Origin of the sequence: Allopontixanthobacter sediminis (assembly GCF_009828115.1) — a bacterium.
GTDB lineage: Bacteria > Pseudomonadota > Alphaproteobacteria > Sphingomonadales > Sphingomonadaceae > Allopontixanthobacter > Allopontixanthobacter sediminis.
The window spans coordinates 574,943-596,152 of the sequence record NZ_WTYL01000002.1 but is presented as its reverse complement, the minus strand read 5'-3'; the positions used below and the strand labels follow the sequence as shown (position 1 = coordinate 596,152).

Annotated in this window: 26 protein-coding genes; 10 read left to right on the top strand and 16 right to left on the bottom strand. The window is 63.2% G+C overall.

What is annotated here, in order from left to right; genetic code table 11:
- The first annotated feature begins 21 nt into the window (after positions 1 to 21).
- The 5 genes from GRI65_RS08635 to GRI65_RS08615 all read left to right on the top strand — a co-directional run bounded on the left by GRI65_RS08635 (position 22) and on the right by GRI65_RS08615 (position 4,207).
- Positions 22 to 1,284, top strand: coding sequence for a sensor histidine kinase (locus GRI65_RS08635; RefSeq protein WP_160756110.1), 1,263 nt, complete (start codon positions 22 to 24; stop codon positions 1,282 to 1,284).
- The gene (locus GRI65_RS08630; protein WP_160756109.1) at positions 1,281 to 2,078 is read left to right on the top strand and encodes a LytR/AlgR family response regulator transcription factor; all 798 of its coding nucleotides are present in this window, start codon (positions 1,281 to 1,283) and stop codon (positions 2,076 to 2,078) included. Before GRI65_RS08635 ends, GRI65_RS08630 begins: the two co-directional genes overlap by 4 nt.
- A gap of 37 nt (positions 2,079 to 2,115) precedes the next feature.
- Positions 2,116 to 2,976 (top strand): carboxylating nicotinate-nucleotide diphosphorylase, encoded by an 861-nt coding sequence (nadC, locus tag GRI65_RS08625; protein WP_160756108.1) that lies wholly within the window; start codon positions 2,116 to 2,118, stop codon positions 2,974 to 2,976.
- Positions 2,977 to 3,054: 78 nt separating this feature from the next.
- The gene (locus tag GRI65_RS08620; protein WP_160756107.1) at positions 3,055 to 3,489 is read left to right on the top strand and encodes a hypothetical protein; all 435 of its coding nucleotides are present in this window, start codon (positions 3,055 to 3,057) and stop codon (positions 3,487 to 3,489) included.
- Positions 3,428 to 4,207 (top strand): ribonuclease T2 family protein, encoded by a 780-nt coding sequence (locus GRI65_RS08615; RefSeq protein WP_232844010.1) that lies wholly within the window; start codon positions 3,428 to 3,430, stop codon positions 4,205 to 4,207. The genes GRI65_RS08620 and GRI65_RS08615 overlap by 62 nt, the downstream gene beginning before the upstream one ends.
- On the opposite strand, the gene GRI65_RS08610 is transcribed toward GRI65_RS08615, so the two are convergent.
- On the bottom strand, positions 4,204 to 4,659 hold the full coding sequence (locus tag GRI65_RS08610; protein ID WP_160756106.1) for a nucleoside deaminase: 456 nt from the start codon (positions 4,657 to 4,659) through the stop codon (positions 4,204 to 4,206). The two genes, GRI65_RS08615 and GRI65_RS08610, sit on opposite strands and share 4 nt — an antisense overlap.
- Positions 4,660 to 4,859: 200 nt before the next feature.
- Here GRI65_RS08610 and rpmB point away from each other — a divergent pair, with 200 nt between their 5' ends.
- Positions 4,860 to 5,159: a 50S ribosomal protein L28 gene (gene rpmB, locus GRI65_RS08605; protein ID WP_160756105.1), complete on the top strand. Its 300-nt coding sequence runs from the start codon at positions 4,860 to 4,862 to the stop codon at positions 5,157 to 5,159.
- A 100-nt stretch (positions 5,160 to 5,259) separates the two neighbouring features.
- Here the strand turns inward: rpmB and GRI65_RS08600 are convergent, their stop codons facing one another.
- Genes GRI65_RS08600 through xseA form a run of 4 tightly spaced genes read right to left on the bottom strand, consistent with a single transcriptional unit; the run spans position 5,260 to position 8,881 of the window.
- A complete protein-coding gene (locus GRI65_RS08600; RefSeq protein WP_160756104.1) occupies positions 5,260 to 6,270 on the bottom strand; it encodes an esterase-like activity of phytase family protein in 1,011 nt (336 codons plus the stop codon).
- Positions 6,267 to 7,178, bottom strand: coding sequence for a M23 family metallopeptidase (locus GRI65_RS08595; RefSeq protein WP_160756103.1), 912 nt, complete (start codon positions 7,176 to 7,178; stop codon positions 6,267 to 6,269). Before GRI65_RS08595 ends, GRI65_RS08600 begins: the two co-directional genes overlap by 4 nt.
- Positions 7,178 to 7,381, bottom strand: coding sequence for a DUF2093 domain-containing protein (locus GRI65_RS08590; protein ID WP_160756102.1), 204 nt, complete (start codon positions 7,379 to 7,381; stop codon positions 7,178 to 7,180). The genes GRI65_RS08595 and GRI65_RS08590 overlap by 1 nt, the downstream gene beginning before the upstream one ends.
- A 24-nt stretch (positions 7,382 to 7,405) precedes the next feature.
- Positions 7,406 to 8,881 carry an exodeoxyribonuclease VII large subunit gene (gene xseA / locus GRI65_RS08585; protein ID WP_160756101.1) on the bottom strand — a complete coding sequence of 492 codons (1,476 nt, stop codon included), beginning with the start codon at positions 8,879 to 8,881 and terminating at the stop codon, positions 7,406 to 7,408.
- Here xseA and purD point away from each other — a divergent pair.
- Entirely contained in the window at positions 8,880 to 10,178 is a 1,299-nt protein-coding gene (gene purD, locus GRI65_RS08580) for a phosphoribosylamine--glycine ligase (RefSeq protein WP_160756100.1), read from the top strand. The two genes, xseA and purD, sit on opposite strands and share 2 nt — an antisense overlap.
- 12 nt (positions 10,179 to 10,190) lie before the next feature.
- Here the strand turns inward: purD and GRI65_RS08575 are convergent, their stop codons facing one another.
- Positions 10,191 to 11,186: an adenosine kinase gene (locus tag GRI65_RS08575; RefSeq protein ID WP_160756099.1), complete on the bottom strand. Its 996-nt coding sequence runs from the start codon at positions 11,184 to 11,186 to the stop codon at positions 10,191 to 10,193.
- Between the two features lie 145 nt (positions 11,187 to 11,331).
- On the opposite strand from GRI65_RS08575, the gene GRI65_RS08570 reads away from it, so the two are divergent.
- From GRI65_RS08570 to GRI65_RS08560, 3 genes are read left to right on the top strand one after another with little or no spacing between them, the layout of a single operon-like run.
- Positions 11,332 to 12,030 (top strand): EI24 domain-containing protein, encoded by a 699-nt coding sequence (locus tag GRI65_RS08570; protein WP_160756098.1) that lies wholly within the window; start codon positions 11,332 to 11,334, stop codon positions 12,028 to 12,030.
- The gene (locus GRI65_RS08565) at positions 12,030 to 12,476 is read left to right on the top strand and encodes a hypothetical protein (protein ID WP_160756097.1); all 447 of its coding nucleotides are present in this window, start codon (positions 12,030 to 12,032) and stop codon (positions 12,474 to 12,476) included. The genes GRI65_RS08570 and GRI65_RS08565 overlap by 1 nt, the downstream gene beginning before the upstream one ends.
- Before the next feature lie 60 nt (positions 12,477 to 12,536).
- Complete coding sequence (locus tag GRI65_RS08560) at positions 12,537 to 13,478, top strand: hypothetical protein (RefSeq protein ID WP_160756096.1); 942 nt, start codon at positions 12,537 to 12,539, stop codon at positions 13,476 to 13,478.
- 9 nt (positions 13,479 to 13,487) lie between these two features.
- Here the strand turns inward: GRI65_RS08560 and GRI65_RS08555 are convergent, their stop codons facing one another.
- The 10 genes from GRI65_RS08555 to GRI65_RS08510 all read right to left on the bottom strand — a co-directional run bounded on the left by GRI65_RS08555 (position 13,488) and on the right by GRI65_RS08510 (position 20,920).
- Positions 13,488 to 13,856, bottom strand: a complete 369-nt coding sequence (locus GRI65_RS08555) for a HesB/IscA family protein (protein WP_160756095.1) — start codon at positions 13,854 to 13,856, stop codon at positions 13,488 to 13,490.
- Positions 13,856 to 14,341 (bottom strand): SUF system Fe-S cluster assembly protein, encoded by a 486-nt coding sequence (locus GRI65_RS08550; protein ID WP_160756094.1) that lies wholly within the window; start codon positions 14,339 to 14,341, stop codon positions 13,856 to 13,858. Before GRI65_RS08550 ends, GRI65_RS08555 begins: the two co-directional genes overlap by 1 nt.
- Positions 14,341 to 15,561: a cysteine desulfurase gene (locus GRI65_RS08545; RefSeq protein ID WP_160756093.1), complete on the bottom strand. Its 1,221-nt coding sequence runs from the start codon at positions 15,559 to 15,561 to the stop codon at positions 14,341 to 14,343. The genes GRI65_RS08550 and GRI65_RS08545 overlap by 1 nt, the downstream gene beginning before the upstream one ends.
- The gene (locus tag GRI65_RS08540; protein WP_160756092.1) at positions 15,558 to 16,313 is read right to left on the bottom strand and encodes a SufD family Fe-S cluster assembly protein; all 756 of its coding nucleotides are present in this window, start codon (positions 16,311 to 16,313) and stop codon (positions 15,558 to 15,560) included. The genes GRI65_RS08545 and GRI65_RS08540 overlap by 4 nt, the downstream gene beginning before the upstream one ends.
- On the bottom strand, positions 16,313 to 17,068 hold the full coding sequence (gene sufC / locus GRI65_RS08535; protein WP_160756091.1) for a Fe-S cluster assembly ATPase SufC: 756 nt from the start codon (positions 17,066 to 17,068) through the stop codon (positions 16,313 to 16,315). Before sufC ends, GRI65_RS08540 begins: the two co-directional genes overlap by 1 nt.
- A gap of 8 nt (positions 17,069 to 17,076) precedes the next feature.
- Complete coding sequence (locus GRI65_RS08530; protein ID WP_160756090.1) at positions 17,077 to 17,568, bottom strand: endonuclease domain-containing protein; 492 nt, start codon at positions 17,566 to 17,568, stop codon at positions 17,077 to 17,079.
- Positions 17,561 to 17,896: a hypothetical protein gene (locus GRI65_RS08525; RefSeq protein ID WP_160756089.1), complete on the bottom strand. Its 336-nt coding sequence runs from the start codon at positions 17,894 to 17,896 to the stop codon at positions 17,561 to 17,563. The genes GRI65_RS08530 and GRI65_RS08525 overlap by 8 nt, the downstream gene beginning before the upstream one ends.
- Positions 17,893 to 19,404 (bottom strand): Fe-S cluster assembly protein SufB, encoded by a 1,512-nt coding sequence (sufB, locus tag GRI65_RS08520; RefSeq protein ID WP_160756088.1) that lies wholly within the window; start codon positions 19,402 to 19,404, stop codon positions 17,893 to 17,895. The genes GRI65_RS08525 and sufB overlap by 4 nt, the downstream gene beginning before the upstream one ends.
- Positions 19,401 to 19,880: an SUF system Fe-S cluster assembly regulator gene (locus GRI65_RS08515; RefSeq protein WP_160756087.1), complete on the bottom strand. Its 480-nt coding sequence runs from the start codon at positions 19,878 to 19,880 to the stop codon at positions 19,401 to 19,403. Before GRI65_RS08515 ends, sufB begins: the two co-directional genes overlap by 4 nt.
- A 131-nt stretch (positions 19,881 to 20,011) precedes the next feature.
- Positions 20,012 to 20,920, bottom strand: a complete 909-nt coding sequence (locus GRI65_RS08510; RefSeq protein ID WP_160756086.1) for a helix-turn-helix transcriptional regulator — start codon at positions 20,918 to 20,920, stop codon at positions 20,012 to 20,014.
- Positions 20,921 to 21,210: the final 290 nt, after the last annotated feature.

Sequence of the window (21,210 nt, the reverse complement as noted above, 5' to 3'; positions counted from 1 at the left end):
ATCGGCTAAGCCTGCCACGCTATGGCTATGCTGCCCTTCCGCCCGACCCCTTTCTTCCGCAACAAGAACCGTGCGTTCTGGTATCTCCAGATCGGCGGATGGGCCGGCGTGACACTGTTTCGCGCAGCCTCCGCGCTGGTCAATTCGCAGCCACTGGATTTCCTGGTCCTGATCCTGATCGGATCGATCACCGGGTTTTCGATCAGCCTGGTTTTTTCGGTAATCTACCGCATGCTGATCGACCGCAGGCCGCTGGTAACCTGGGGTGTCACCGCCGTGGTGCTGGCCGTCGGTGTGGGTCTGTACGCCTTTGTCGATAGCTGGGTCATCAGCCTCTATTCCGACCGGGAAACCGGGCTTTTGCAGCGCTTCTTCAGCTATTTCTACCTCGACCTGACCCTGCTGGGTGCGTGGTCGGCGCTGTATTACGCCATCAACTACTACCTTCAGGTGGAACGGCAGGCCGACCAGCTCGAACGGCTTGAAGCGCAGGCAACCGCCGCGCAGCTCGCGATGCTGCGTTACCAGCTAAACCCGCATTTCCTGTTCAACACGCTGAATTCCATCAGCACGCTGGTGCTCCTGAAGCAGACCGAACCGGCCAACGCGATGCTCACCCGCCTGTCCTCGTTCCTGCGGCACACTTTGCTGACCCAGCCGACCGGCAAGGTGACGTTGGACCAGGAAATCGAGACGCTCAAACTCTACCTCGGCATCGAACGCATGCGGTTCGAGGAAAGGCTGCGAACCGATTTCCAGATCGAACCCGCCGCGAGGGAAGCGATGCTGCCTGCCATGCTGCTGCAGCCGCTGGTCGAAAACGCAATCAAATACGCGGTGTCGCAGCAAGAGGAAGGGGCCAAAATCAGCATTGCCGCGCGGGTCGTCGGACCACAGCTTCGGGTCACCGTTTCGGACACGGGTCCGGGCTTGAATGCCAGCGGACAAAGGCACAGGCTGCCAGGCGCAATGACAGGAGAAGGACGGACGGAATCCACCGGAGTCGGCCTTGCCAATATTCGCGATCGATTGGTCCAGGCTTATGGTGATGCACAATTGTTCGAAATCCGTACCCCGCCTGAGGGCGGTTTCACCGTCGTCATCGAATTGCCGTTCGAAGACATCGACAGCGAAGAAGCCGCTTCTGCCGGGTCACCGCAGGTTAAGCCGGAATCCATGAAACCAGAGACCGCTCCGGCCGTTAAATCCACGGTCGCAGCCCCCACAAACGCCGCTCGGGTACCCCTCCCCGGCTTCGAGCGCCCGATTGGATCCAAAATATGACAATTCGCACCATTATCGTCGACGACGAGAAGCTGGCCATCCAGGGCCTCCAACTGCGGCTCGAGGCGTTCGACGACATCGAGATAATCGAGACCTGCGCCAACGGGCGCGAAGCCATTCGCAAGATCAAGACCGAAAAGCCGGACCTGGTGTTTCTCGACATTGAAATGCCCGGTTTCGATGGCTTCAGCGTGGTCAAGGGCGTGATGGAAATCGAACCGCCGCTGTTCGTGTTCGTCACCGCCTACCAGGAACATGCGATCCGTGCGTTCGAGGCCAACGCAGTCAATTATCTGATGAAGCCGGTCGATGTCGACAAGCTGGCCGATACGGTCGAACGGGTGCGGGTCCGGCTCGCCGAGAAACGCTCCGCCGAAGAAGCCGTGAACCTGATGAATGTGCTCGCCGAAGTGGCGCCCGATGCCGCCGAGGAATTCGCCGACAGCGAAGGCGAATCGAGTGAACGCTTCGAAAAGCTGATCAACGTGAAGGATCGCGGGCAGATTTTCCGTGTCGAGGTCGGCTCCATCGAGCATATCGAGGCAGCGGGCGATTACATGTGCATCTTCACCGGCGACAACTCGCTGATCCTGCGCGAAACGATGAAGGACCTGGAACGCCGTCTGGACCCGCGCAAATTCCAGCGCGTCCACCGCTCCACGATCGTCAATCTCGACCAGGTCCGACAGGTGAAGCCGCACACCAATGGCGAATGTTTCCTCGTCCTGGATTCCGGAGCGGAAGTGAAAGTCAGCCGGTCATACCGCGACGTGGTAGCGCGCTTCGTGCATTGATATTGAGCCGGACGAGCAAACCGTCCAAGACGGCGGCATGACCTTCGTTCTCCCCGGCTTCGACCTTGACCGCTTTGTTCACGACACCCTGGCGGAAGACCTTGGCGAGGGTCTGCCGGGCGGCGGGCGCGATGTTACTTCCGAGAGCGTAATCCCGGCGGATGCGCGCTTTTCCGGCGTGATGGACAGCCGCGATGCAATCAGGGTGGCTGGGCTGCCCTTGGCCGAAGCCTTCTTCCGTGCCTGCGATCCCGCAGTCGAGATCGAGATACTGGTGGCGGAGGGCGCAGAAGCGCTGCCGGGAACCGACCTGATGCGCCTGTCGGGCAATGCCCGCGCCCTGCTGACAGCGGAACGCAGCGCGCTCAACTTGGTCCAGCACCTGTCCGGCATCGCAACGATGGTGCGCGCCTATGTAACCGCGATGGACAACCCCGCCTGTACGCTGCTGGACACGCGCAAGACCATTCCCGGTTTGCGCCATCTCGAGAAATACGCCGTGCGGATGGGCGGCGGCGCAAATCACCGGATGGGCCTGTGGGATGCCGCAATGATCAAGGACAACCATGTCGCCGTTGCCGGGGGAGTGGCGGAGGCGGTCCGCCGTGCCCGCGCCGCCGGGGTCGCGACGATTATCTGCGAGGTTGACCGGATCGACCAGATCGAACCGGCGCTGGGAGCCGGCGCAACCCGTCTGCTGCTCGACAATATGGAACCTGAAACCTTGCGCGAGGCGGTGGCGCTGGTCGCCGGGCGGGTACCGACCGAAGCCTCGGGCGGGATCAACCTCCAGACCATCGCGGCGAAAGCGGCAACGGGTGTCGATTACGTGTCCGTCGGCCGCCTGACCCAGAGCGCACCCGCGGCGGATATCGGGCTGGATTTTACCCCGCTTTAGGGCGCTTGTGAGCTGCGGGAATTTCCGCCAGACAGGGCGCCTCGCCAACGGGCGATGTCCTAGGGGGAGACAAGCGCAATGCGGCCAAAATCGATCATCCTGTTCGAACGCCTGTACCTGGCGTCGATTGCCGTCACCGCGATCAACACCTGGCTCACCTATGACCGTACCCTTGGCCAGATGGAGCGGGACCCGACACTCGGTGCGCTCGGTTGGGGTGCGGGTATGTTCATGGCTGTCCTCGCCGTCAGCCTGCTTGTTTCCCTGCTGCTGTATTATCTCGTTGCCTACCGTGCCAACGTAATCGCGAAATGGGTGCTGGTCGCATTCACCGCGTTTGGATTGCTAGGCGTGCCGGGTGCCTTCGCGACATTGGCAGGTGCCGAACTGGTTACTGTGTTGCTGCTGAACCTGCTGGCGCTGGCGGCCGTTGTCATGCTGTTCCGGCCCGATGCGCGGGACTGGTTCGCTGACTCATACGGGTCCGACGGCGATCCCTCCGCTGGCGAATAGTTTTCGCCACCTCGCGCCCGGATTGGCTGCGGTGATGGCTGTCTCGGGACAGCCCGCGCTGGCGCAGGCCTACCAATGCCGGATGCCTGCGAAGGTGTCGGTGCCGGTCATCGTTCCCGATGGTCCGGTTCAGCGGTTGCCAGTCACCGGATACACGCTCGCGCTCAGCTGGTCGCCGGAGTTCTGCAAGAACCGGGAGCTGCGCGGCGGGAACCGCACGCAATGTTCCGGTTCGAATGGCCAGTTCGGCTTCGTCGTCCACGGTCTATGGCCCGAATCGCGGCGTGGATCATCCGGCAGCTGGCCGCAGTGGTGTCCCGCTGCCGGCGCACTGACCCCGAACGAGACCCGGCGTAACCTGTGCATGATGCCTTCCCCCGCGTTGGTCGCGCGCCAGTGGGCCAAGCACGGCAGCTGCATGACGCGCCGCCCGAAAACCTATTTCAAGGTCACCCGCATCCTGTGGGACAGCCTCGTCTTTCCCGACATGGACCGGCTGTCGCGCGAGCCGGGCCTGACGGCAGGGGAAATTCGAACCGCAATCGCCTCGGCCAACAGCGGGATCGAACCGGAGAATATCGGGATCGACCTCGACCGGGGTGGCTGGCTGGAGGAAGCGCGAATCTGCTACGGAAAACGCTTCCGCCCCGCGCCGTGCGACCGCATGCGCTTCGGCGCGGGTGATAGATCGCCGGCGAAGATCTGGCGTGGGCTCTAGCGCCGCTCGCGAAAGAACCCGCGTAGCAGCTCCGCCGATTCCTCCGCGCCGATACCTGAATATACCTCTGGCCGGTGGAGGCATTGCGGCTGTTCGAAGACCCGGGCACCCTGCTCCACCGCCCCGCCCTTGGGGTCGGATGCGCCGTAATAGAGCCGCGCCACCCGGGCGTGGCTGATCGCGCCCGCGCACATCGCACAGGGTTCCAGCGTGACCCACAACTCGCAATCGTCCAGCCTTTCGCGCCCCAGCGCCTTGGCCGCCGCGCGAATCGCGGAAATCTCGGCGTGGGCGGTGGGGTCATGATCCTCGCGCGGGGCGTTGTGGGCAGCCGCGACAATATCTTCCCCGCGCATGATTACCGCGCCCACCGGCACTTCTCCCGATTCGACAGCGAGCCGGGCCTGTGCCAAGGCTTCCTGCATTGGTCGGGGGATTGGCCAGCGTGTCATGCCCAGCGGGTAGCCCGCGCCGGGGCTGACGGCAAGAAAGCTGATCCCGTATGTCCGCTCGGTCCGTCAGCCCACAACACCGGAAGGCATTGACGATTCGTCTCCGTAGCGCTAAGCGCCCCGCTTTCCGTAAGCACACGGACCTAGCAACTCGCCCAGAGGCTTAATGCTGACGGGCCCGCAATCGAACGAGATTTATCATGTCGCGCATCTGCGAACTGACCGGCAAGGGTCGCCAGGTTGGCAACAACGTCAGCCACGCCAACAACAAGACCAAGCGCGTATTCCTGCCCAATTTGCAGAATGTCACGCTGATGAGCGAGAAGCTTGACCGCAGCTTCAAGTTCCGCGTTTCCACCAACGGTCTCCGGTCGGTGGAGCATGTCGGCGGGCTCGACAATTGGCTGATCAAGACCAAGAACGAAAAGCTCAGCGACCGCGCCGTGAAGGTAAAGCGCGAACTGAAGAAGCTCGACGCGAAGGCCGAACAGGCAGCCTGACGGGCTAACTTGCTGGGCACCGTGCCCGGTATGTTCATCGACGAACCGGATCAAGGCGCGCGGCCCGGCTGCGCGCCTTTTCCTTTGTCCGTGCGCCGGGTTAGTTCGCCGTGCCGCCCGCAGGGTTCCAGCGCATTTCCAGCAGGTAAGTGTTCTGGAAACTGTTGCGGTTGTCGTCTGAAACCAGCCACAGGTCGAGCAGTCCGTCCGGCCGCGGCCACATCGCCAACCCCTCATAATTGTCCGACGGGTTTGGCGGGGCGAACTCAGCAATGACCCGGCCCGACCATGTCCCGCCCGGATAAATTTCGGCAGGGTCTGCCAGCACCAGCTTCGCGGTAAAGCGCGGCATTATCTGCCAGTGGAGCGTGCGGACCAGGATCAGAACGCGGCCATCGGGTATCTGGACCATGTCGACCGGACGGTATCCTTCGGGCGGGCCGAAATTGAACTCCGCCGCGCGTAATTCTTGCGCCGGATCGTCGACGGGGTCCGCAGGAAACAGCAACCCGGCAAAATCCCGGCTCCCCCAGCCACGCGACCCCTCGGCGAGCACGATGAAACGCCCATCTGCCAACCGCGCTATTGCTTCCGCGCCCTTGTTGGAGGAGAAGTTGCCCATTTGCGGTGGGCGAACCCCGCGCGGATTTCGCATCCTCTCATCGCGGCGCTCGATTGCGTTGATATCTTCATATCCGATCCAGATCCGGCCAGTTCCGGGATCGCGAGTCATGGATTCGGCGTCGATCAGGCGTTTTTGAAGTTCGATCTTTCCGGAAAGATAACTCAAATTTGCAATGGGCGAACCAGCGGCCGGCAAAGACAGCCGCATTATCCGCCCCAGGTCGCTCGCAGCAATCAATTGCTGCGGTCCCGTTGCAATCATGGCCGAGTAGCCGCCGAAATGGTTGCTATTGCTGGCTAGTTTCCAAGCGCGCAGGATTTCGACCTCCCCCACCGTCCTGATCGGCGTGGCGATCCGGGTGAAGGTAACCGGAGCATCGAAATCGGGGGCCGGCAATTCGGTCCGGATCCAGGTAACGGGCGCCAGCGCCGTCGCAACCATCACCGCCAGGATCATCCGCCACCGTGCGACGATAAGGCGCTTCACATCGGTCCGGTAAACAGCAACGGATCAAGCCGGGCGTCGTGCCATTTTATGCTCCAGTGGAGATGTGGGCCAGTGGCACTGCCGGTAGCGCCGATATTGCCGAGATACTGGCCCTGTCGAACCACGTCTCCCGTCTTCACCGCGAGCTTCGAATTGTGCAGAAACGCACTGTTGAGGCCCATTCCGTGATCGATGATCAGGAGATACCCCTCAAGCGAGAACGGTTCCTCCGTTGCCAGCACCACCACCCCGTCAGCGGGCGCGACATAAGGTGCACCGCTGGTCCCGGTCGCGATGTCGATCCCGGAATGGTAGCTACCCGGCACCCCGGCGTAGATACGCTGCGAACCGAAGCGGCCCGAAATGCGGCCCTGGACCGGCCAGATGAATTTCTGCCGCCAGCCGCCGCTTTCTGCCAGTACATTACGGGCGGCGTTGATCTGCGCCAGCTCCGGGCGGCGGCGCTGCATGAACGCTTCGCTCGCGGCGCCGGTCGGCCGCGCGAGGTTGACCCGCTCAATGTTCCACGCGCGCGGGCTTATCGCCAGCGGGCTCTCGATCACCTTGCCACTGCCAAGCCGCGCTGAAAGCGTGACGGTGCGCGCAGCATCACGGTCGAACGCGGCAAAAAAGTTGCCGTTATCGTCGACAGTAAGATCACGGTCACCCAATCTGGCCGACACGGTTCCGCCCGGCGCCTGCCCGCGAATCCAGCCGCCTTGCGTCAGTTCACCATCGAAAACGAAAGTGCTTGGCCCGGTCGGGAGCTTTGCGGGCAGCCGCGTTGTCGCCGCCGGTTTCGGCGCGGGCAGCGGCTGGACCACCTCGGCCGTGCCCGGTTCCGGTACCACGGCGCAGCCAGACAGGATCACGGCCGGAACGACAGCGGCCAACGGCAGGCGGAACATCAGCTTGCTTCCAGTGCACGCCGGGTGGCGATCTCCGCACTTGCGTAAGGTTCCTGCAAGTCCACGCTCCAGTAACGCAATTCTTCGAGCGGCACCGGTTGGCCTGTGACCGCGCACAGCACATGTTGGCCGGCCCGCATCACGCGAAAACCGTTGGGACCGTAGATCAATTGAGCGGCGCTATCGCCTGAGGACATCAGCATGGGACCGTCCTTAGCAAATCCGGCCTAGCCGAACAAATCATCTTGTTGGTCTTTTGGCGCGATCTGCGCAGGTTTTCTCGCCTTGGTTGGAGCCTTGGCGCTTTCCGCCTGTCCCGCAGGCACCGCATCGAGCGTCCCGTCGGCAAATTCGATCGACAGCCGGTGCTGCGTTGCTGCCGCTGCGCGGCTGCGCAGCAAGGCGCCGTCCGCGCCGGTCACCAGCACGAACCCGCGCTTCAGCGGTGCCTTGGGGTCGAGCGAGAGATAGAACCTTTCAAGCGCGGCAAACCGTTCGCTCGTCCGCTGACTGCGCTGGTGGAGCAGCGCCGGGGTCAGCCGGGCAGCGACCAGCCGATTGCGCGCCTGGTCGATCCGCGAGCGCAGCAGCGGCGCGGACAGCCGCGCCTTGTCGGCCATCAGCAGAGCGCGGGCTTGTGCCGCAGCGTCGGACAACCCCCTCCGCAGCCGTTCGGACAGATCGTCCAGCCGCTGTGCCTGGGGCTGCAGCAGCGCATCAGGACGAGGCAGCCGCTGGACGCGGGCATCCAGCCGTTCGCGGCCGAGCACGACCGGGCGCGGTGCGGCGCGTTTCTTGCGTAGCGCCAAATCCTCTACCGCCGCGAGCAATTCGCTGCGCACCGGGACCGCCATTTCAGCCGCCGCCGTCGGGGTCGGGGCGCGGGCATCGGCGACAAAATCGGCCAGCGTCGTATCGGTTTCATGGCCGACGGCAGAGATGATCGGGATCGTGCAATCGGCAATCGCGCGGACGACCGCTTCCTCGTTGAAGCCCCACAGGTCCTCTACCGACCCGCCCCCGCGGGCAACGATCACGAGGTCGGGGCGCGGTACCGGGCCGCCAGGCGCGATGCCGGAAAAGCCGCGAATCGCCGCGGCGACCTGGCTTGCCGAACCCTGCCCCTGCACCAGCACCGGCCACACCAGCACATGGCTGGGAAACCGGTCTGCCAGACGGTGCAGGATGTCGCGAATCACCGCGCCGGTGGGGGACGTGACCACGCCGATGATGCGCGGCATGAACGGCAGGCGCTGCTTGCGTTCGGGCGCGAACAGCCCTTCCGCCTCCAGCCGCTGCCGGGTTTTTTCCAGCAGCGCCAGCAGCGCACCCTCCCCTGCGATCTCCATGCTGTCGATCACGATCTGGTATTTGGAACGGCCGGGATACGTGGTCAGCTTGCCAGTGGCGACCACTTCGATCCCGTCTTCCGGCCGGAACGACAGGCGCTGGGCGTTGCCGCGCCACATGACCCCGTCGATCACTGCCTTCTCGTCTTTCAGGCAGCAATAAAGGTGCCCCGAGGCCGCCTGCTTGACCCCCGACAGCTCCCCGCGCAGCCGGACGTAACCGAACTGGTCTTCCACCGACCGCTTCAGCCGCGCCGATATTTCGGTGATGGTCAGCGGCTCTGCGTTGTCGCCAGAGCGGCTTCGCGCTACCAGCCCGCCAGAATTGTCATCGCTTTCGAAAGGGCCGGGCATGAATATCCTGCTGTTGGGATCGGGCGGGCGCGAACATGCGCTGAGCTGGAAGCTGGCGCAATCCCGCTTGCTGTCTGGCCCGCAGGATAGGCTGTACGCCGCGCCGGGCAACCCCGGAATTGCGCAGCACGCGGACTGTGTCCAGCTCGACGCCGGCGATCATGCCGCCGTGATCCTGTTTTGCGACGAACACCGCATCGGATTGGTCGTGGTCGGCCCGGAAGCGCCCTTGGTCGACGGGCTGGCCGACAGCCTGCGCGGCGCCGGAATATCGGTGTTCGGACCCGGCAAGGCGGCAGCGCAGCTCGAAGGCAGCAAGGGCTTCACCAAGGATCTGTGCAAGCGGGCCGGAATTCCGACGGCCGGGTATGTGCGCACCCGTTCCTTCGACGAAGCGGTGACAGCGCTGGACGCGTTCCAGCCGCCCTATGTGCTCAAGGCCGATGGCCTCGCCGCGGGCAAGGGGGTGGTCATTCCGGAAACCCGCGTGGAAGCGATTGCCGAGCTGGAAGACATGTTCGGCGGGCGCTTCGGCGCAGCTGGCGCGGAAGTCGTCATCGAGGAATTCATGCGCGGGGAGGAAGCTAGTTTCTTCGCGCTGACCGACGGGGCGACGATCCTGTCCTTCGGCTGCGCGCAGGATCACAAGCGCGTGGGCGAAGGCGACACGGGTCCGAACACCGGCGGAATGGGTGCCTATAGCCCCGCGCCGGTGCTGGACGCGATGACCCGCGGCGTGGTGCTCGAAAAGATCATCGCCCCGACCGTGCGCACCCTCGCCAATGAAGGCACGCCGTATTCCGGGGTGCTGTTTGCGGGCCTGATGCTGACCGACCACGGGCCAAAGCTGATCGAATACAATTGCCGCTTCGGCGATCCCGAATGCCAGGTGCTGATGACCCGTTTGCACAGCGACCTCGGCGAATTGATGCTCGCCTGCGCCGACAACCGGCTGGGAACATGTGAACCGGCAAAGTTCGCCAGCGCGACGGCGCTGACCGTCGTGATGGCTGCGAAGGGCTACCCCGACGCCCCGGAAAAAGGCGGCGCGATCGACCTCGGCGCGGCGGAAACGGGCGGCGCAAAGATTTTCCACGCGGGAACCAAGCTGGCCGGGGACGGAAGCCTGGTGGCCGATGGCGGACGCGTGTTGAACGTCACCGCTACCGGCAGCACCGTTACCGATGCGCAAGCGGCTGCCTATCGCGCGATCGACGAGATCACCTTCCCCACCGGCTTCTGCCGCCGGGACATCGGCTGGCGCGAAGTCGCGCGGGAAGCGAAGTCCCTGGCCTGACGCAAACCTAGTTTACCCCAGGCGGGCGGCCACCAGCGCTTTCAAGTCGGCTTCCGGCCGGGCGCCGTAATGCGAGATGACCTCGGCCGCGGCGACCGCGCCCATCGTCAGGCAGTTTTCGAGGCTTTCACCGCGCACATGGCCGGCGAGGAAACCGGCCGCGAATAGATCGCCAGCGCCGGTAGTGTCCACGACCTTGTCGATCGGTTCGGCAGCAACCTGTGCCCGCACGCCGTCGACGATGGCGACCGCGCCTTGCGCGCTGCGGGTAGCGACGAGCACCGGAACGTCCGGCGCGATCTGCGCAAGTCCGGTATCGAAGTCCGCTTCGCCCGTCAGCGTCGCGAGTTCGCTTTCGTTGACGAACAGGATGTCGATCAGGCCTTCCTTGATCATCTTGCGGAAATCGACCCCGTGGCGGTCGATCACGAAACTCTCCGAAGCGGTGAAGGCAACCTTGCGGCCGGCATCGCGCGCGACGCCAATGGCCCGACGCATCGCGCTGCGCGGTTCTTCGGGATCCCACAGGTAGCCCTCGAGATAGAGCACGGCAGCGTCCGCGATCGCTGTTTCATCGAGCGCCGCGGGCGGCAGGAACTGGCTGGCGCCGAGGAAGGTGTTCATCGTCCGCTCGCCGTCGGGGGTGACGAAGATCAGGCAGCGTGCGGTCGGCGGATCGCCGGCGCGAACGGGGGTCGCGAAATCGATGCCCGCCGCCCGGATATCGTGGCGGAACACTTCGCCCAGCTGATCGTCCGCCACCTGCCCGATGAACGCGCACTTGGCGCCCAGTGCGGCGAGACCAGCGAGGGTGTTCGCGGCCGAACCGCCGGAGATTTCCTTCGCGGGGCCCATCGCGTCGTAAAGATCGCGGGCACCGTCTGTGTCGATCAGGGTCATGCCGCCGCGGTTGAGGCCGAGCTGCTCGATCAGCGCGTCTTCGCAGGGGGCCATCACATCGACGATGGCGTTGCCGATTGCGATCACGTCATATTTGGGAGCAGTCATGGAAATCCTTGGGAACTGGGTTGGTTGTCGGCGCGCCTAGCGGCTCACGTCGTCCGCGCCAAGACCTGCCGGAAATTCGTCGCCATATGCTGACGCAATCTGGCCAGTTGACTCCGACGGTCGGGGCACGGCACAGCCGGAGGCGATGACCGGCCTCCCCTTTGCCTTCGCCCGCGCTGTCGGACAATTATCCGACCCGGCAATCCTGCGGGTGCTGGCGCGGAGCCTGGCGGTTACCCTGCTGGTTTTCGCCGTCCTCGGCGGAGCCTTGTGGCTGGGTCTGTACCGGACGCTGGTGGATCAGGGCGTCGCATACGGCGCGGAGCTGGGCACCGTGGTTGCCATCGCAGCGACTGTGATCGGCGGCTGGCTGCTATTCCGCGTGGTTGCGCTTGCGGTGCTCCAATTCTTTGCCGACGACGTGGTCCATGCGGTCGAGGCGAGACACTATCCCGCTGCCTTGGCAACCGCCCGGTCGATCCCGTGGCAGGAGGAATTGCGCAATTCACTGCGGTCAACAGCCCGTGTGCTGCTGGTCAATCTGATCGCGCTGCCTTTTGCGCTCGCACTGCTGGTCACAGGGGTCGGCACTGCGATCCTGTTCTGGGCGGTAAACGGCTGGCTGCTGGGGCGCGAGTTGCAGGACATGGTCTGGCTGCGCCATTCCGGTCCGAAAAACAGCCAGGCAGAGAGTCCTCCCCCGCCAATCGGCGCTGGCACCCGCTTTGCACTGGGCGGACTTGTTGCTATCCTGCTGACCGTGCCGTTCCTGAACCTGCTCGCGCCGATCATCGGTGCTGCGGCGGCCACGCACCTGGTCCACCGCCCGAGGAAACCCGATTGATGACCCGCCTGATTGCTCTCGCGCTGATCCCGCTCCTCGGGGCCTGTGTCGCCGGTTCGCAGACGCCCGCTCCCGGGACCGGCGCTTCCGTTGCGGTTCCTCGGGCTGGCGCGCGTCAGCCCGTGCCCCCACCGTCGCGGCCCCGGCCTGTAGACACAACTGGGGCATTTATGTCCCCTCGGGTGATGAGCCTGCCCGGGACCGACGGGGTGATCGGCGCCAATGCGGCCGACTTGCAACGCGTGTTTGGCCCCGCGCGGCTCGACGTGTTCGAAGGCGACGCGCGCAAGCTGCAGTTTTCCGGCGAACCCTGCGTTCTCGACATCTACCTGTATCCGATGCGAAAAGGCGCGGAACCCGCCGCGACCTATGTCGATGCCCGCCGCTCCAGCGACGGCCTCGATGTCGACCGGGCCAGCTGCATTGCGGCGCTGCGGCGGCGCTAACCCGAAATTAAGCACATTGCCTTATGGCGGGTCCCCGAACAATCGAGGGACAACACGCCCATGGGTATCGAGTTTGGAAATCTTGTGGCCAAGATGCAGGCCCGCGCCGTAATCGGAGCAGACGAAATCACCGCGCTTCGCAAGGCCGGTTGGAGCGACGGCATGGTCAGCCGCGCCGAAGCCGAGACCTTGTTTTCGATCAACGGTTCTCTCGCGGCGCCCGACGCCCAATGGTGCGACTTCTTCACCGAGGCGGTCGGCGAGTATGTCGTCAACGGTACCGAGCCCAAGGGTTATGTCGCGCAGGAAGAAGCCAATTGGCTGGTCCAGCAAATCACCCGTGACGGCCGCTTGTGCGCCATGTCCGAGCTCGAATTGCTGGTGCGGATTTACGAACGTGCGCGCAATGTGCCCGACTCGCTAAAAGCTTTCGTTCTCGCGCAGTTGGAACAGGCGGTGCTGACTGGCAAAGGCCCGACCCGCAGCGGCGGCGAATTGTCGGATACCCATGTCAGCAGCGCGGAAGCGCAGATCCTTCGCCGGATGCTGTTCGCGCCTGCCAGCGACCGCCCGGCGGCAGTCAGCCGCCGCGAGGCGGAAATGCTGTACCGTTTGAAGGATGCAACGCTGGGCGCCCCTAACGCGCCGGAATGGAAAACCCTGTTCGCGCAGGGTGTGGGCAATTACCTGATGGGTTATGTGGCCGAAAGCGCACAACTCGACCGTGTGCGGGCACTGGAACTGGAGGCCTTCGTAGCCGATAACCGGGCCAGCATCGGCGGTTTCATGGGCCGGATGGCAACGACCAGTCCCCGCGCCTTTGCCGAAATGTTCGGAAAGCAGTCCCCTGCCGCCGGCGTGGCCGACCGGGTCGCGGCGGCACAGGAAGTTAGCGGCGATGAGCGGCTTTGGCTCGAAGGCCAGATCGCCCGCAACGACCAGATCGACGAATACGATCAGGCGCTGCTCGATTTCATCGACAAAGTTACCGCCGAAGGCTGACCGAAAAGGTCAGACCATGAAGCTTTCACCGCAGCCGCAGGCACCCTTGGCGTTGGGGTTTTCGAAGGTGAAGCCGGCGGTGAAATCGTCCTCCACCCAGTCCATCACCGATCCGACCAGATAGAGCACACTGGCGCCGTCGATATACAGCACTCCGCCCGGGGTCGTGATCTTCTCGTCGAATTTTACTTCCTCGGTAACGTAGTCGACCGAATAGGCGAGGCCGGAACAGCCGCGGCGAGGGGTCGACAGCTTGACCCCGATCGCGTCTTCGGGCGCCTTCGCCATCAAATTGGCGATGCGCGCCTCGGCGCCCGGCGTCAGAGTGACGGCGGCGGGGAGTTGGCGGGTTTTCACGGTCGTTTGATCGTCGGACATCACAGCATCCCCAGTTCAAGGCGCGCTTCATCGCTCATTTTGCCCGGGTCCCATGGCGGATCCCAGACCAGCACCACTTCCGCATCGCGCACCCCCGGCACCGCGCCTGCGCGCAATTCGACTTCGGACGGCATGCTCTCGGCGACAGGACAATTCGGCGTGGTGAGCGTCATGCTGATCGTCACATCGGCGTCGGGCGACACATCGACGCCGTAAATCAGGCCAAGATCGTAGATGTTCACCGGGATTTCCGGATCAAAAATTTCCTTCAGCGCGTCCACCACGGCTTCGTACAGGTCGCCGCCCGGCGCACTGGGCGCAACCTGTTCCGGTTTCTTGTTCAGGAATCCTTCGAGGTAATCGCGCTTGCGCTCGAGCTTTTCGCCCATGCTCTCCTGCGGCGATTCCAGGTCTTCCACCCGCGCGCGTTTCGGCGCTGCGACTGCGTCCACTTCCTCGACCGCGATCTTGCCCGGTTCGTTCATCAGCCAAAAATCCTCGTTGTGCGTTCAATCCCGCGCAGCAGCGCGGCAATATCGTCTTCATCGCTGTATAGTCCGAAGCTGGCGCGGGCGGTTGCCGGCACGCCCAGATGGGCCATCAGCGGCTGGGCGCAGTGGTGGCCGGCCCGGATCGCGACATTCTCTTCATCCAATATGGTGCCCAGATCGTGCGGGTGAACCCCCTCCATCGCAAAGGAGACGATTCCTGCCGATTTCTCCGGCCCGAACAGGCGGATCGAATTGATCCCGCGCAATTCGTCGCGCAGCTTCGCAGCGAGCGCGCTTTCATGGGCGAAGTGGCTTTCCATGCCGCCCACGCTTTCAACGTAATCCACCGCCGCATGCAGCGCGATCACCTCGGTGATCATCGGCGTGCCCGCTTCGAACCGCTGCGGCGCGGGGGCGTAGGTGGTTTCTTCGAAAGTCACTCTGTCGATCATCGCACCGCCGCCCTGCCACGGGGGCATGGCGTTCAGGATTTCCTCGCGTGCCCACAGCACGCCGACGCCGGTGGGGCCGTAAAGCTTGTGGCCCGACCAGACGTAGAAATCGCAATCGAGTTCCGTCATGTCGAGCCGCATGCGCGGGGCCGCCTGGCAGCCGTCGAGAAGAAACTTCGCGCCCACGGCATGCGCCAGTTTCGCGGCACGTTTGGCGGCCAAGATGGACCCGAGCACGTTGGAGACATGCGCCAGCGCGACGATCTTGTGGGCGGGCGTGAGCATCCTTTCCATCGCATCGAGATCGATCCGGTGATCTTCCGTCAGCGGGCAGACATCCACTTCGGCACCGGTTTTCTGCGCGACCATCTGCCACGGCACGATGTTGGAATGGTGTTCCAGCTGGCTGAGCATGATCCGGTCCCCCGGCTTCAGATTGGCTATGCCCCAGCTGTGCGCGACAAGGTTGATCCCCTCGGTCGCGCCGCGCAGGAAGATCACTTCGTTCGGGCTGCGCGCGCCCATGAAGGCGGCAACCCGTTCACGCGCGGCTTCATAGCCCTGAGTCATTTGGGCCGAGCGAGAATAAACGCCGCGATGCACGGTCGCGTAATCGCGGCCCAGGGCGTTGCTCATTGCATCGATGACCGCCTGCGGCTTCTGCGCGGTCGCGGCGGTGTCGAGATAATGCCACGGCTTTCCGTCGCCCGTCACCATGCCGGGGAAATCCGCCTTCCGGCTCAAGACCGCAACGTCGTTCATACGGCGTCGCCCAGTTTTTCGAGGACATGGCCGAGCATCGCTTCGCGCGCTTCGTCATCCGCCATCGCGGCGAAGGCATCGCCGATGAAGGCCTGCACCAGCAGCCGCCGCGCAACTTCGGGCGGCAAACCGCGTGCGGCCATATAGAACGCAGCGCTATCGTCCAGCGCGCCGATGGCGGCACCGTGGGCGCATTTCACATCGTCGGCGAAGATTTCGAGTTCCGGCTTGGTGTTGGCGGCCGCGCCTTTTTCCAGCAGGAGCGCGCGGAAATTTTGCGCCGCGTCGGTCTTCTGGGCATCGCGGACCACTTCGATCCGGCCAAGGAAATTCCCGGTCGATTTGCCCCACTGCACCGCGCGCACGACCTGGTTGGATGTGCCATGCGGCTCCGCATGGATGACCCTTGTAACGAATTCCTGGACCGCATCACCGCCGCCGACGGTCACACCGCCGAATTCGAAATGCGCGCCTTCCGCCAGAGTGACTTCCAGCTCCAGCCGGCGGTACCTGCCGCTGGCGATTGCCGCGAAGCAGGAGAAAGTGCCACCTGCGCCGACGCTGACGCGCAGACGTTCGGTGCCGCTGGTGTCCTCGAGGAAAGTGAAGCTCTCACCATGCGTGTCGCCAGCCGGTACGTCCAGCGTGCGCCATTGCCGGATCGCCGCGGGGTCCGCCGCCGCGAGGTAGGCGCCATCGGAATAGCGCCAATCCTCTTCACGAGTAGTGGGAAGGGTAGCAAGTTCGGTCATTACGCGGCTTCTTCCTGCACGACCGTTTCGTAGCCTTCGCTTTCCAGCTGGTGCGCGAGTCCGGCGCCGCCGGTCTTCACGATCCGGCCATTCGCCAGCACATGGACATAGTCCGGCTTCACATATTCGAGCAGGCGCTGGTAATGGGTGATCAGCAGCACCGCCCGGTCGGGCTTGCGCATGATCGAGTTGATGCCGTCACCGACGATCCGCAGCGCGTCGATATCGAGGCCGCTGTCGGTTTCATCCAGCACCGCGAATTTCGGGTCGAGAATGCCCATCTGGACCATCTCCGCGCGTTTCTTCTCGCCGCCGGAAAAGCCGACGTTGACCTGCCGCTTGAGCATTTCCATGTCCATCCTCAGCAGCGCGGCCTTTTCCTTGGCCAGCTTGAGGAACTCGCCGCCCGACAGCGGATCTTCGCCCCGCGCCTTGCGCTGGGAATTCAGGGATTCGCGCAGGAACTGGACGTTCGACACGCCGGGTATTTCAACCGGATACTGGAATCCGAGAAACAGGCCCAGCGCGGCGCGTTCGTGCGGTTCGAGGTCGAGCAGATCCTTGCCCTGGAACGACACGCTGCCGCCGGTGACTTCATAACCGGGCCGGCCGCCCAGCACATAGGCGAGCGTCGACTTGCCCGCGCCGTTGGGACCCATGATCGCGTGGATTTCGCCCGCGTTGATGTCCAGCGTGAGTCCGTTGAGGATGGTCTTGCCATCGATTTCGGCGGTGAGGTTGTCAATTTTCAGCATAAAATCTCTCAATATCCCGCGTTGTACGCGTCCGCGACGGGCGTAACCGGCGGAGTTCGCGGCCGGCGGGGTTTTTCGAACGGGGTTTTCAGCATCTCGAGGATTTCCGCGCAGACTGCATCGACATCCTCCAGCACCGCTTCGTTGGTGAAGCGCAGCACGCGAACGCCGACTTCGGCCAGCTTGCGGTCGCTCATCGCCTGCAGCTCCGCATCGATATCGAGGTCGTCGATCTCGACCACCAGCCACACGGTCGGACAGGCGAAATCGACGATGGAGGTGCCGACGATATACTGCTTCTTGAACTTGAACCCGCCGAGCTTCTGGTTGGCGAGCCGGGTCCACAGCAGTTTTTCCGCGTCGGTCGGATTGCGCCGCCGATCGCGCGCCATGTCATGCAGCCGGTCGAGCCGCTTGCCCTTGACGCCCCAACTGTCACGCGGGTCGCCAGCGTCCGTTTTAGGACCGGTACTGATCTTGAGAGTCTTACGTTCAATCATGTCTATTTCTTTCAACCGAAAGGCTGGCCTCGCTGCCCGGTGATTGCTGGACAACCGTGTCGAGTGACTTCGCAACTTCCACGAGTTTCTTGCTGGGCTTGTCCCTCAATACGCTCAGGCACGCTTGCCTCTTCGCAGCAAATTGAGCCTCGCTTGGAAAGTAGGGCAAACTCAAGCATTCTGCGTATCGATTTGCCGTGCGCAGATCGCGGCTCGACATGGTTTCTGTTCGAAGAACCAGCGAGGTGACAACCTCGAATTCGCCGCTCCGCTCCAACTCAGCGGCTGGGGTGGCAAGGGCCGCAAGGAGTGACAGTCCCTCGATCACCCGACGCTCCCCTCGAGCGAGATCGCCAGCAGCTTCTGCGCTTCGACCGCGAATTCCATCGGCAATTGCTTCATCACTTCTTTCGCGAAACCGTTGACGATCAGCGCCACCGCTTCTTCCGCATCCAGTCCGCGCTGCATCGCGTAGAACAGCTGGTCGTCGCTGATCTTGCTGGTGGTCGCCTCGTGTTCGATCTGGGCGCTGGGGTTCTTCACCTCGATATAGGGCACAGTGTGCGCGCCGCTGAGGCTGCCGAGCAGCAGACTGTCGCACTGGGTGAAATTGCGCACGTTGTCCGCGTTTGCCCCCACGCGGACAAGTCCGCGATAGGTGTTGTTCGAATGGCCCGCGCTGATCCCCTTGGAAATGATCGTGCTGCGCGATCCCTTGCCGTTGTGGATCATCTTGGTGCCGGTGTCGGCCTGCTGGTAATTGTTGGTCACCGCGACCGAGTAGAACTCGCCCACGCTGTCCTCGCCGTTGAGTACGCACGAGGGGTATTTCCACGTCACCGCGCTGCCGGTTTCGACCTGGGTCCAGCTGATTTTCGACCGCGCGCCCTGACATAGCCCGCGCTTGGTGACGAAATTGTAAATCCCGCCCTTGCCTTCGCTGTCGCCGGGATACCAGTTCTGGACGGTCGAATATTTGATCTCGGCATCGTCCATCGCGACCAGTTCCACCACCGCGGCGTGGAGCTGGTTTTCATCGCGCATCGGGGCGGTACAGCCTTCTAGGTAGGACACATAGCTGCCCTTCTCCGCGATGATCAGGGTGCGTTCGAACTGGCCGGTGTTTTCGGCGTTGATCCGGAAATAGGTGCTGAGTTCCATCGGGCAGCGAACGCCCTCCGGAATGTAGACGAAGGTGCCGTCCGAAAAGACCGCGCAATTGAGCGTGGCGAAGTAATTGTCGCGCATCGGCACGACCTTGCCGAGCCACGCTTTCACCAGATCGGGATATTCGCGGATCGCTTCGCTGATCGAGCGGAAAATGACCCCGGCGCGTTCGAGTTCGGCACGGAAGGTGGTTGCCACCGACACACTGTCGAACACCGCATCGACGGCGACCTTGCGTGCGCCTTCGACCCCGGCGAGCACTTCCTGCTCGGCAATCGGGATGCCCAGTTTCTCGTACACGCGGAGGATTTCCGGATCGACCTCGTCAAGGCTGCCGATCTTTTCCTTCGCCTTGGGTTCGGCGTAATAATACGCGTCCTGGTAATCGATCGGCGGGATGTTGAGCTTGGCCCAGTCGGGCGTTTCCATGGTCTGCCACAGGCGGAACGCCTTCAGCCGCCATTCGAGCATCCATTCGGGTTCGTTCTTCTTGGCCGAAATGAACCGGACGGTATCCTCGCTCAGCCCCTTGGGCGCGAAGTCCTGTTCGATGTCGGACGACCAGCCGAATTCGTATGTTTCCAGTTTCTTGGCCGCATCGCGCGCGGCCTTGTCCTGGATGTCGGCATCCTTGATACCGGCGGCGGGAAGAGTGGTCTGTTCGTTCATACAAAATTCCGTTCGCTTCGAGCGAAGTCGAGAGGTCTGGCTGGGGATGGTGTCTCCACTTCGCTCGGCACGAACGGAGTGGAGAGATCGGTAAGGGCGATCGAGGCCAGCGCGCCGCGCATCGCGTTGTTCACCGCGCCCCAATGGGGCCGCACGGTGCAGGTTCGTTCCAGCGCGCAATCGTGCTTGCCGTGTTCGACACAGGCCGTCAGCGCAATCGGGCCTTCGACCGCTTCGACAATATCCGCGATGGTGATCGCCGCCGCCGGACGGGCGAGTTGCAGGCCGCCGCCGACTCCGCGGACCGAGCGCAGCAGGCCGGCCGCCGTGAGCTTGCTGACAAGTTTCTGGACCGTCGGCGCGGGCAGGCCGGTTTCGGCGGCAAGCTCCGCCGCCGACACGCGCATGCCGCCGCAATGGCGCGCGGCGGCGCACATCGTGACAACGGCATAATCGGCCATGCTGGACAGGCGCATTGCGGGCTTCCCGGTTAAATCAGACGAATTTGTTCCGATTTCACCTAGTGACGCATTTGCGCGGTTTCAACGCATAATCCCTTGTTGCGAGTCGTTAGCAGCCGTGCGATGCAGGTCGCCGGCCGGTGCCGTCAGATAAGGTCCTGCGATCCCGAATTGATCTCGCGGAAATTCTTCGGGTCGAGCATCTCGGTCAGGAACGGGTGGTCTTCGTTGCCGAGCCGCGCCGGGGTCCGGCCCGCAAACAGGCGAATTTCCCGGATCATGTGCGGCTGGTCGTAAAACGCGTCATAGACCTTGGCCTCGAATTCTGGCGTGAGGTTCGGCAGCGACAACAGGGCCGCCGCCCGCAACCCCCGGTATTTCCTTTTGAGCGCTACCGGCGGCATTCCGAAATACCGTTCGACCAACCGCTGGACCTGGCGCTTCGAGTAACTCGAACGCTCGAACAGTCTTTCGAGCGGCGGATCGAGCGATTCGCCGAGCCATTGGCCGGTCTGCCGCATCAGTTCGGCATGGCGTTCATTCACCGGACGAAGATTTTCGCCAATATACTCCGCCAGGCGCATGGCGCAGGCCGTGCTGTCCATTGTCCCGTCAAGGTAGGCGGCGCACAGCTCGTCGCCCATTGCGGCGACTTCGGGACCGAGCCATTCCCCGGCATCGAGCAGCCGGTTGGCGTGCTTGCCAGCGTCCATCCCGGTCAGGGCAGCCCACCCAAGCGGCGACATGGCCGCGCCGATAGCGTGAAACGGACCGGCCATCTCGAACGGACTGGCCGCTATACTCGGGGTCAGCAGGTTGATCCGGTGCGAAGGGTCTTGCACGCCTTCCGCGAAATACATCACACCCCGACCTTGCGGAAACAGCGACAAATGGCCGATTCCCGCGGGCTGGATCTCCTTGATCTCCGGTTCTTCGCAGCGGAAATAATAGAAGGTGGTGACATAGTCGGATAATGCAGCGGGGACCGAAATATATTCGATCTGCATCAGGGACGCGCTGGTAAGCTGCTTGGCTTCGCCCTGCGCAGTGTTCACCAGGGTTCCTTCAATAGAAATACACAAGTGCCCAACAAAAAAGGGGCGGCTCCTTGTGTAAAGGAACCGCCCTTAAAGTCGAGGAACTCTTTGCATTGCTGCCAGAGCCCTTCGGGTCGCAAAAACTCTATACGCGCACCCAAACCGATTCTGATTGTATGTAAGCGACAGAAAAAATGAAAAACCTTGTCATGATGTTACCAATCGGTTGCAAACCCTTGGCGCACAAGAATGTTGTGATCGTTCACCGAACCGGTTCGCGGCCAAAGTTGCCGGGATCGGCGGGGCCG

Excerpts from the sequence above, each read along its gene's own strand:
- GRI65_RS08635 (WP_160756110.1), top strand. The coding sequence starts at position 22 with ATGGCTATGCTGCCCTTCCGCCCGACCCCTTTCTTCCGCAACAAGAAC.
- GRI65_RS08630 (WP_160756109.1), top strand. The coding sequence starts at position 1,281 with ATGACAATTCGCACCATTATCGTCGACGACGAGAAGCTGGCCATCCAG.
- nadC (WP_160756108.1), top strand. The coding sequence starts at position 2,116 with ATGACCTTCGTTCTCCCCGGCTTCGACCTTGACCGCTTTGTTCACGAC.
- GRI65_RS08620 (WP_160756107.1), top strand. The coding sequence starts at position 3,055 with ATGCGGCCAAAATCGATCATCCTGTTCGAACGCCTGTACCTGGCGTCG.
- GRI65_RS08615 (WP_232844010.1), top strand. The coding sequence starts at position 3,428 with ATGCGCGGGACTGGTTCGCTGACTCATACGGGTCCGACGGCGATCCCT.
- GRI65_RS08610 (WP_160756106.1), bottom strand. The coding sequence starts at position 4,659 with ATGACACGCTGGCCAATCCCCCGACCAATGCAGGAAGCCTTGGCACAG.
- rpmB (WP_160756105.1), top strand. The coding sequence starts at position 4,860 with ATGTCGCGCATCTGCGAACTGACCGGCAAGGGTCGCCAGGTTGGCAAC.
- GRI65_RS08595 (WP_160756103.1), bottom strand. The coding sequence starts at position 7,178 with ATGTTCCGCCTGCCGTTGGCCGCTGTCGTTCCGGCCGTGATCCTGTCT.
- GRI65_RS08590 (WP_160756102.1), bottom strand. The coding sequence starts at position 7,381 with ATGCTGATGTCCTCAGGCGATAGCGCCGCTCAATTGATCTACGGTCCC.
- purD (WP_160756100.1), top strand. The coding sequence starts at position 8,880 with ATGAATATCCTGCTGTTGGGATCGGGCGGGCGCGAACATGCGCTGAGC.
- xseA (WP_160756101.1), bottom strand. The coding sequence starts at position 8,881 with ATGCCCGGCCCTTTCGAAAGCGATGACAATTCTGGCGGGCTGGTAGCG.
- GRI65_RS08575 (WP_160756099.1), bottom strand. The coding sequence starts at position 11,186 with ATGACTGCTCCCAAATATGACGTGATCGCAATCGGCAACGCCATCGTC.
- GRI65_RS08570 (WP_160756098.1), top strand. The coding sequence starts at position 11,332 with ATGACCGGCCTCCCCTTTGCCTTCGCCCGCGCTGTCGGACAATTATCC.
- GRI65_RS08565 (WP_160756097.1), top strand. The coding sequence starts at position 12,030 with ATGACCCGCCTGATTGCTCTCGCGCTGATCCCGCTCCTCGGGGCCTGT.
- GRI65_RS08560 (WP_160756096.1), top strand. The coding sequence starts at position 12,537 with ATGGGTATCGAGTTTGGAAATCTTGTGGCCAAGATGCAGGCCCGCGCC.
- GRI65_RS08555 (WP_160756095.1), bottom strand. The coding sequence starts at position 13,856 with ATGTCCGACGATCAAACGACCGTGAAAACCCGCCAACTCCCCGCCGCC.
- GRI65_RS08550 (WP_160756094.1), bottom strand. The coding sequence starts at position 14,341 with ATGAACGAACCGGGCAAGATCGCGGTCGAGGAAGTGGACGCAGTCGCA.
- GRI65_RS08545 (WP_160756093.1), bottom strand. The coding sequence starts at position 15,561 with ATGAACGACGTTGCGGTCTTGAGCCGGAAGGCGGATTTCCCCGGCATG.
- GRI65_RS08540 (WP_160756092.1), bottom strand. The coding sequence starts at position 16,313 with ATGACCGAACTTGCTACCCTTCCCACTACTCGTGAAGAGGATTGGCGC.
- sufC (WP_160756091.1), bottom strand. The coding sequence starts at position 17,068 with ATGCTGAAAATTGACAACCTCACCGCCGAAATCGATGGCAAGACCATC.
- GRI65_RS08530 (WP_160756090.1), bottom strand. The coding sequence starts at position 17,568 with ATGATTGAACGTAAGACTCTCAAGATCAGTACCGGTCCTAAAACGGAC.
- sufB (WP_160756088.1), bottom strand. The coding sequence starts at position 19,404 with ATGAACGAACAGACCACTCTTCCCGCCGCCGGTATCAAGGATGCCGAC.
- GRI65_RS08515 (WP_160756087.1), bottom strand. The coding sequence starts at position 19,880 with ATGCGCCTGTCCAGCATGGCCGATTATGCCGTTGTCACGATGTGCGCC.